The organism is Streptomyces sp. NPDC001980 (genome assembly GCF_040296885.1).
Classification (GTDB): Bacteria; Actinomycetota; Actinomycetes; order Streptomycetales; family Streptomycetaceae; genus Streptomyces.
The window spans coordinates 414,780-422,126 of sequence record NZ_JBEOYD010000005.1 but is presented as its reverse complement, the minus strand read 5'-3'; the positions used below and the strand labels follow the sequence as shown (position 1 = coordinate 422,126).

General features: G+C 68.4%; 9 protein-coding genes. 4 read left to right on the top strand and 5 right to left on the bottom strand.

Annotated elements, in window-relative coordinates; genetic code table 11:
• Positions 1-517 precede the first annotated feature (517 nt).
• Complete coding sequence (locus tag ABT137_RS10870) at positions 518-1,168, bottom strand: DNA-3-methyladenine glycosylase (RefSeq protein ID WP_351705784.1); 651 nt, start codon at positions 1,166-1,168, stop codon at positions 518-520.
• 139 nt (positions 1,169-1,307) lie between these two features.
• Between ABT137_RS10870 and ABT137_RS10865 the strand changes: the two genes are divergently transcribed.
• The 3 genes from ABT137_RS10865 to ABT137_RS10855 all read left to right on the top strand — a co-directional run bounded on the left by ABT137_RS10865 (position 1,308) and on the right by ABT137_RS10855 (position 3,371).
• On the top strand, positions 1,308-2,090 hold the full coding sequence (locus ABT137_RS10865; protein WP_351705781.1) for a sporulation protein: 783 nt from the start codon (positions 1,308-1,310) through the stop codon (positions 2,088-2,090).
• Between the two features lie 65 nt (positions 2,091-2,155).
• On the top strand, positions 2,156-2,695 hold the full coding sequence (locus tag ABT137_RS10860; RefSeq protein ID WP_351705778.1) for a YbhB/YbcL family Raf kinase inhibitor-like protein: 540 nt from the start codon (positions 2,156-2,158) through the stop codon (positions 2,693-2,695).
• Between the two features lie 166 nt (positions 2,696-2,861).
• Positions 2,862-3,371: an HNH endonuclease gene (locus tag ABT137_RS10855; protein WP_351705775.1), complete on the top strand. Its 510-nt coding sequence runs from the start codon at positions 2,862-2,864 to the stop codon at positions 3,369-3,371.
• 140 nt (positions 3,372-3,511) lie between these two features.
• Here ABT137_RS10855 and ABT137_RS10850 read toward each other — a convergent pair whose 3' ends face one another.
• The 3 genes from ABT137_RS10850 to ABT137_RS10840 form a co-directional block, all read right to left on the bottom strand.
• Positions 3,512-4,456: an SPFH domain-containing protein gene (locus ABT137_RS10850; RefSeq protein WP_351705772.1), complete on the bottom strand. Its 945-nt coding sequence runs from the start codon at positions 4,454-4,456 to the stop codon at positions 3,512-3,514.
• 130 nt (positions 4,457-4,586) lie between these two features.
• A complete protein-coding gene (locus ABT137_RS10845) occupies positions 4,587-5,021 on the bottom strand; it encodes an NfeD family protein (protein WP_351705769.1) in 435 nt (144 codons plus the stop codon).
• A gap of 70 nt (positions 5,022-5,091) precedes the next feature.
• On the bottom strand, positions 5,092-5,883 hold the full coding sequence (locus tag ABT137_RS10840) for an ABC transporter ATP-binding protein (RefSeq protein WP_351705766.1): 792 nt from the start codon (positions 5,881-5,883) through the stop codon (positions 5,092-5,094).
• Between the two features lie 150 nt (positions 5,884-6,033).
• On the opposite strand from ABT137_RS10840, the gene ABT137_RS10835 reads away from it, so the two are divergent.
• Positions 6,034-6,819, top strand: coding sequence for an Rv1486c family protein (locus ABT137_RS10835; protein ID WP_351705763.1), 786 nt, complete (start codon positions 6,034-6,036; stop codon positions 6,817-6,819).
• Between the two features lie 132 nt (positions 6,820-6,951).
• Here the strand turns inward: ABT137_RS10835 and ABT137_RS10830 are convergent, their stop codons facing one another.
• Positions 6,952-7,200 (bottom strand): chaplin, encoded by a 249-nt coding sequence (locus tag ABT137_RS10830; RefSeq protein WP_351705760.1) that lies wholly within the window; start codon positions 7,198-7,200, stop codon positions 6,952-6,954.
• Positions 7,201-7,347: the final 147 nt, after the last annotated feature.

Here is a 7,347-nt window from a genome sequence, read left to right as displayed (position 1 = left end):
TTCCCGTAATCGGGACGACACACACGAGAGCGGTGCGAGAGGAGGAATGATCCTCTCGCACACAGCGTCCTCGCTGTGTTTTCTTCAAAGGAACCACGACCATCGGAGCAATGTCCGACGGACGGGGTATCAACATATCTGGCGTTGACTTTTGGCACGCTGTTGAGTTCTCAAGGAACGGTCGCTTCCTTTGTACTCACCCTCTCGGGCTTTCCTCCGGGCTTCCCTTCGGTGTTTCCGACTCTATCAGATCCTTTCGGCGTCCGATTCCCGGTCGGCGGGATTGTCTTCAGGCTTTTCGGCTTTCGCCCGTCGGCCTTTCGACATTCACTACGTTAGCCGATTCCCGCCGGGACTCATAATCGAGTTCCGTGAGTTCGAATTCGGGCATGCAGGCACGCCAAAATCGACCCCGTCAGGGGAAGTCGTAGGTAGTGGGTGGCCGCTTCCGGCTGCTGGCGATTGCCGTACCCGGTTCAAGCGGCTCGGGCTACATTACGCACCTTCCAGGGACGCGTCAACTTGAGCGGCGCCGCGGTACATGGGCCCGATACGGGCTCACGGTGGGGTCGTTGGCGATCCAGTAGCGCCAGGGATGGACATCACCGTCGCCACCCTCGCCGGCGACTCCGGTGCGCGGACCGTTGCGTACCTGGTCGGAGGGGACGGGGGCGCCGGTCAGTATCCGCAACGGGGTCTCGCCGACGGCACACGCGTCCGTGCCGTCCAGGGCCCGGTCGACGCCCAGGGCGGTGGCCAGGCGAGCCGGCCCTTTGGCCAGTTCTCTGTCATATCGGGCCGAAAGTCGACGTTTACGGGCGAGCTCGGCGCCCTCGATGATCTCGCCGGCGCGGAGCAGGACCGCGCACGCGGTGCCCTCGGGACCGCAGACGAGGTTCATGCAGAACCACATGCCGTAGGTGAAGTAGACGTACACGTGTCCGGGCGGACCGAACATCACGTCGTTGCGGGGGGTGCGGCCGCGATAGGCGTGCGAGCCCGGGTCGTTCGGGCCGTCGTACGCCTCCACCTCTGTGAGGCGCACCGCGATCGGACCGTCCGGGGTGGTGCGGACGAGGGTGCGGCCGAGGAGGTCGGGGGCGACCTCCAGTACAGGGCGGTCGAAGAAGCTCCTGGGGAGTGGCGTACGGTCCGGGGGCGCGATCATGGCGTCCGAGCCTAGTCCAGGCCGGGGACGCCAAGGACTGGTCAAGGATTCGTCTGCTTGCCAGGGTGTGGGCCGGAACCGGTGGTGACCGGATCGCGTTTGTAGGGATCAAGGGTCCGTACGTAGTAGAGGGAGAGTCATGGGGTTCAAGAAGCTGCTCGCGAGCCTGGGGGCCGGCGGGGCGTCCGTCGAGACGGTGCTCACCGAGGTGAACGTCGTACCGGGCGGTGTCGTCCAGGGCGAGGTGCGGATCCAGGGCGGCTCGGTGAACCAGGAGATCCAGGGACTGTCCGTGGGGCTCCAGGCGCGGGTCGAGGTGGAGCGCGGCGACGAGGAGTACAAGCAGAACATCGGCTTCGGCAAGACGCGGCTCGGCGGTGCCTTCGAGCTGCAGGCCGGAGCCGTGCACGCGGTGCCGTTCGGGCTGGAGATTCCGTGGGAGACGCCCGTCACGATGATCGACGGGCAGGCGCTGCGCGGGATGCACATCGGGGTGACCACCGAGCTGGAGATCGCGCGTGCCGTCGACTCCGGGGACCTGGACCCGGTCAACGTGCATCCGCTGCCGGCGCAGAAGGCGATCCTGGACGCCTTCATCCAGCTGGGCTTCCGGTTCAGGAACGCGGACCTGGAGAAGGGGCACATCCGGGGGACGCGGCAGACGCTGCCGTTCTACCAGGAGGTCGAGTTCCACCCGCCGTCCCAGTACCGGGGGCTGAACCAGGTCGAGCTGAGCTTCGTGGCGGACGCGCACGCCATGGACGTCATCCTCGAAATGGACAAGAAGCCGGGGCTGTTCAGCGAGGGCAGTGACACCTTCCGGTCGTTCCAGGTGGGGCTGCACGACTTCCACGGGACCGACTGGGCGGCTTATCTCAACCAGTGGCTGTCCGAGGTCGGCAGCAAGCGCAACTGGTTCTAGGCTCGGGAACTGCGGATTCCGTAACGGGTTCCGTAATCGATCAGTATCGATCAGGAGGTACCGAGGTGACCGAGCTCAAGCGGCGGCCGCTCCCCCATGACTTCCATCCGCCCGTCCCGTCGTTCACGGTGACGAGCGAGGACATCGAGGAAGGGGCGACGCTCAAGGACGCTCAGGTCTACGCCAAGGGCAACACCTCGCCGCAGCTGCGGTGGGAGGGCTTCCCGGCCGGGACCAAGAGCTTCGCCGTGACCTGCTACGACCCGGACGCCCCGACGGGCAGCGGGTTCTGGCACTGGTCCGTGTTCGACATCCCGGTCTCGGTGACCGAGCTGCCGGCGGGCGCGGGCAGCGGCAAGTTCGAGGGGCTGCCCGAGGGTGCGGTGCAGGTGCGCAACGACTACGGGTCGAGGGACTTCGGCGGTGCCGCGCCGCCGCCCGGGGACGGGCCGCACCGGTACGTCTTCACGGTGTACGCGGTGGACCAGGAGAAGCTCGGTCCGGACGCCGATGTGTCGCCGGCCGTCGTCGGGTTCAACCTGCGGTTCCACGCGAGCGCGCGGGCGCAGCTCATCGGGGAGTACGAGAACCCCGAACAGGGCTGACACAGCCCGCGAAATCAGCTGAGCGTTCATTGAACGTTTGCCCGCCTCTGGTCATGGAAGTGATCAGGGGCGGGCAGTTTTTATTGCGTTGTCCATCTCGGCGCGCCCGTCCAGAGTTGATCCAAGCCCGCCGGGGGTGGGCAGGTGCACATGGGAGGTGGGCTGGATGCGTGACACGCTGGTGCTGAACGCGAGCTTCGAGCCGCTGTCTACGGTGACGTTGAACCGCGCCGTTGTTCTGGTGCTCCAGGACAAGGCCGTCGTCGAGCAGGCCCACCCCGAGCTGCGCATGCGCGGTGCCGAGGTGGATATACCTGCGCCTCGGGTCATACGGCTGTGCAGGTATGTACGGGTGCCCTTTCGGAGACAGGCGCCGTGGTCGCGGCGGGGGGTACTGGTCAGGGACCGGCACCGGTGCGCGTACTGCGGGAAGCGGGCGACGACCGTGGACCATGTGGTGCCGCGGGCTCAGGGCGGTGCCGACTCCTGGCTGAACACGGTGGCGTCCTGCGCGGAGGACAATCACCGGAAGGCGGACCGGACACCGGAGCAGGCGGAGATGCCGTTGCTCCGGAAGCCGTTCGAGCCTTCGCCGCAGGATGCGATGCTTCTGGCTATGGGGGCCGAGGATTTGGCGGCGCTTCCCGAGTGGCTGGCGGGAGATGTGGCCGCCTAGTCATGTGCCTGGCTGACGTGGTCGGGCGAGTGCCGGTCGTACGTGGCTTGTCGCGCCCACGCGGCGGAGCCGCAAATCAAACAGAGCCCCGCGCCCCCAAAAAACCGGTGGGCGCGGGGAACCTTTGTTTTCCAGGACCGTCAGTCGATGTTCGGCTTCTCGCGGCGTTCCTGAGCCGGGACGCTGCCGCTGCCGCCCGAACCGCCGCCCAGGTTACCGAAGTTGCCCATCGCGCCGGAGAGGCCCTTGAGGGCGTCGCCGATTTCGCTGGGGACGATCCAGAGCTTGTTGGCGTCGCCCTCGGCGATCTTCGGGAGCATCTGGAGGTACTGGTAGGAGAGGAGCTTCTGGTCCGGGTCGCCGGCGTGGATGGCCTCGAAGACCGTGCGGACCGCCTGCGCCTCGCCCTCCGCGCGGAGTGCCGCCGCCTTGGCCTCACCCTCGGCGCGCAGGATCTGGGACTGCTTCTCGCCCTCGGCGGTGAGGATCGCCGCCTGGCGGGTGCCTTCCGCGGTGAGGATCGCGGCGCGCTTGTCACGGTCGGCGCGCATCTGCTTCTCCATCGAGTCCTGGATGGAGGTCGGCGGCTCGATCGCCTTCAGTTCGACGCGGTTGACGCGGATGCCCCACTTGCCGGTCGCCTCGTCGAGGACGCCGCGCAGGGCCGCGTTGATCTCCTCGCGGGAGGTCAGGGTGCGCTCCAGGTCCATGCCGCCGATGATGTTGCGGAGCGTGGTGACCGTGAGCTGCTCGATGGCCTGGATGTAGCTGGCGACCTCGTAGGTGGCCGCGCGGGCGTCCGTGACCTGGTAGTAGATGACGGTGTCGATGTTCACGACCAGGTTGTCCTGGGTGATCACCGGCTGGGGCGGGAACGGTACGACCTGTTCACGCAGGTCGATGCGGTTGCGGATGGTGTCGATGAACGGGACCACGATGTTCAGGCCCGCGTTCAGGGTCCGCGTGTAGCGGCCGAAGCGCTCGACGATGGCGGCGCTCGCCTGTGGGATGACTTGGATCGTCTTGATCAGGGCGATGAAGACCAACACCACCAGAATGACCAGGACGATGATGACCGGTTCCATCGTCGCTCCCCGTACCCTTCTCCGCCTCGGCGCTTCGGCAGATCTTATGGTTGTTGAAGATCTTGCTGGATGAGTCTGACAGACGCACGCGCAACTCGGGGACTCTTCTGTTCAGTTGAGTCTTACGAGGTCAGATGACGATCGCCGTGGCCCCCTCGATCTCCACGACGTCGACTTCCTGCCCCACTTCGTAGGCACGGTCCGGGTCGAGGGCGCGCGCCGACCAGATCTCGCCGGCGAGCTTGATCCGGCCGTCCGCGCCGCCGTCGACGCGTTCGAGTACGACGGCCTGTTTGCCCTTCAACGCGTCGACGCCGGTGGCGAGTTGCGGGCGCTGTGCGGCGTGCCGGTTCGCGATGGGCCGGACGACGGCGATCAGCGCGACCGAGACGACGACGAAGACGAGCACCTGGATCACGGTGCCCGCGCCGAGGCCGGCGGTGCCGGCGGCGGCCACGGCGCCGATCGCGAACATGCCGAACTCCGGCATCGCGGTCACCACGAGCGGAATTCCGAGCGCCGCCGCGACGACCAGCCACCACACCCATGCGTCGATGCTGTTCACATAGTCATGGTAGGGCCGGGGTGCCTACCCCGACAGAGTGCTTTGCCGGGTCAGGGCCCGTCAGGAACGGTCAGGACAGGGGCAGTCCGTGGGCGGTCCAGCGGTCGCCGAGCTGCTCGACGACGAGCGGGAGGCCGAAGCAGAGGGAGAGGTTGCGGGAGGAGAGTTCGAGTTCCAGGGGGCCGGCGGTGAGGACCTTGCCCTGGCGGATCATCAGGACGTGGGTGAAGCCGGGGGCGATCTCCTCGACATGGTGGGTGACCATGATCATGGAGGGGGCGATCGGGTCGCGGGCGAGCCGGCCGAGGCGGCGGACCAGGTCCTCGCGGCCGCCGAGGTCGAGTCCTGCGGCGGGTTCGTCGAGGAGGAGCAGCTCGGGGTCGGTCATCAGGGCGCGGGCGATCAGGGTGCGCTTGCGCTCGCCCTCGGAGAGGGTGCCGAACTTCCGGTCCACGTAGTCGGTCATGCCGAGGCGGTCCAGGAAGGCGCGGGCGCGCTGCTCGTCGACCTCGTCGTACTCCTCCTGCCAGTGGGCGGTCATGCCGTAGGCGGCGGTGAGTACGGTCTCCAGGACGGTCTGGCGCTTGGGGAGCTTTTCGGCCATGGCGACGCCGGCCATGCCGATGCGCGGGCGCAGGTCGAAGACGTCGACCTTGCCGAGGGTGTCGCCGAGGATGGTGGCGGTGCCCTTGCTGGGGAAGAGGTAGCTGGACGCGACGTTGAGGAGGGTGGTCTTGCCGGCGCCGTTGGGGCCGAGGATGACCCAGCGCTCGCCCTCCTTCACCGACCAGGAGACCTGGTCCACCAGAGCCCGGCCCTCCCGGACCACGGATACGTCCTGAAGCTCCAGAACATCGCTCATGAGCGCGTTGTCTCCCCTTGCAGTGTCGCCGTTCTCGGCTGTCGCGTACGCCTGTGGCCCGGGTGGCGGCGCCGGTGGGCGCAGCCCTCATGAAATCTACGCCACGAGTGCGCCGCTCCATTCCATCGGTCCTGTCCTTAGGGTGGGGGCATGCTCTCGGAACCGCGTTCAGGACGCCTCGCCGCTTGGGGAAATGCCCTTTTGGCCGGACTTGTCTCTCCGGATGACGCCGTGCTCGCCATCGTCGGCGAGGACGCGGTGCAGCGGGTGGAGGGGCTGCCCGGTGAGTCGGCTCCGGTCGGGCTCACGCTGGCGCTGGGGCGGCTGCGGACGCTGGGGGCGACCGGGCTGCGGGTCGCGCTGCCGGCGTCGGGGCATCCGCTGGGGCTGAGCGGGCCGCCGGAGTTCAACGCGCGGGCGCTGGAGGCCGAGGAGGCGGTGATCTGTCACGGCGCCGCGTTCGGGCTGGTGCCGGAGGTGTACGAGGCCGGGCCGGCCGGCGATGTACATGTCGAGGTGGTCTGGCACGTGCTGCCGGTGCGGGAGGCGCCGCCGGCCGACGTGCCGTCGCTCGGTGAGGCGGAGCGGGAGCTGGCCGAGGCGCTGCGGGACGCGACGGAGGTGCTGTCGAAGCTGGACGTCGCCGGGTCGGGGCCGGTGGCGGAGGCGGCGATCGACGCGTACCGGGCGCGGGCCGAGCGGGGCCGGGAGGTACTGGCTCCGGGGTATCCGCCGCGGGCGGTACGGGTGCTGGAGCTGGCGCAGCGGGTGGGGCTGCTGATCTCGCTGGCCTACGACAACGGGCACGGCGGGGCGGTGAGCGCGTCGGAGATGGCGGCGCGGTCGCTGGCACTGCGGCCGGTGGAGCGGACGGCCCGGCGTGCGCAGGTCGCGGCGTACAACTCGGTGGTGGAGGAGCGCGAGCGGGGGCGTTAGGGCGTACGAGAGACGCCCGACCATGACCGCCCGTTCCGGTCGTCGGGGCGCGGAGCCGCCGGGCGGAAAAGCCGACCGGCCTCCCGGGAGCGCCCGGAAGGCCGGAAGTCGATGCCGCCGTGCGGCGCGGTCTCAGTGGTTGAGGCCGAGGTTGCCGAAGGCGGGGTTCAGCACGCCGACGACGTTGATGCTGTTGCCGACCACGTTGACCGGAACGTCCACCGGGGCCTGGATGACGTTGCCCGAGACGACGCCCGGAGAACCGTGGGCCGCGCCGACCGCACCGGCACCGCCGGTGTGGGCGGAGGCCATTCCCGCACCGGCGGCCATGATCCCGCCGGCCACCATCGTCACGGCCGCTGCCTTCTTCAGGTTCTTCACTTCTTGAGCCCTCCTTGGCGTTCGCCACGGCGGTCGCCGCAGCACGCACTGAAGAACGGCGGCGGCCTCAAGAGGATGCGCCGTCCGGGTGACATTCCCACGACGGTATGAATCTCAGCCCGGAGGGCGACCCTCCATGTTGCCGTC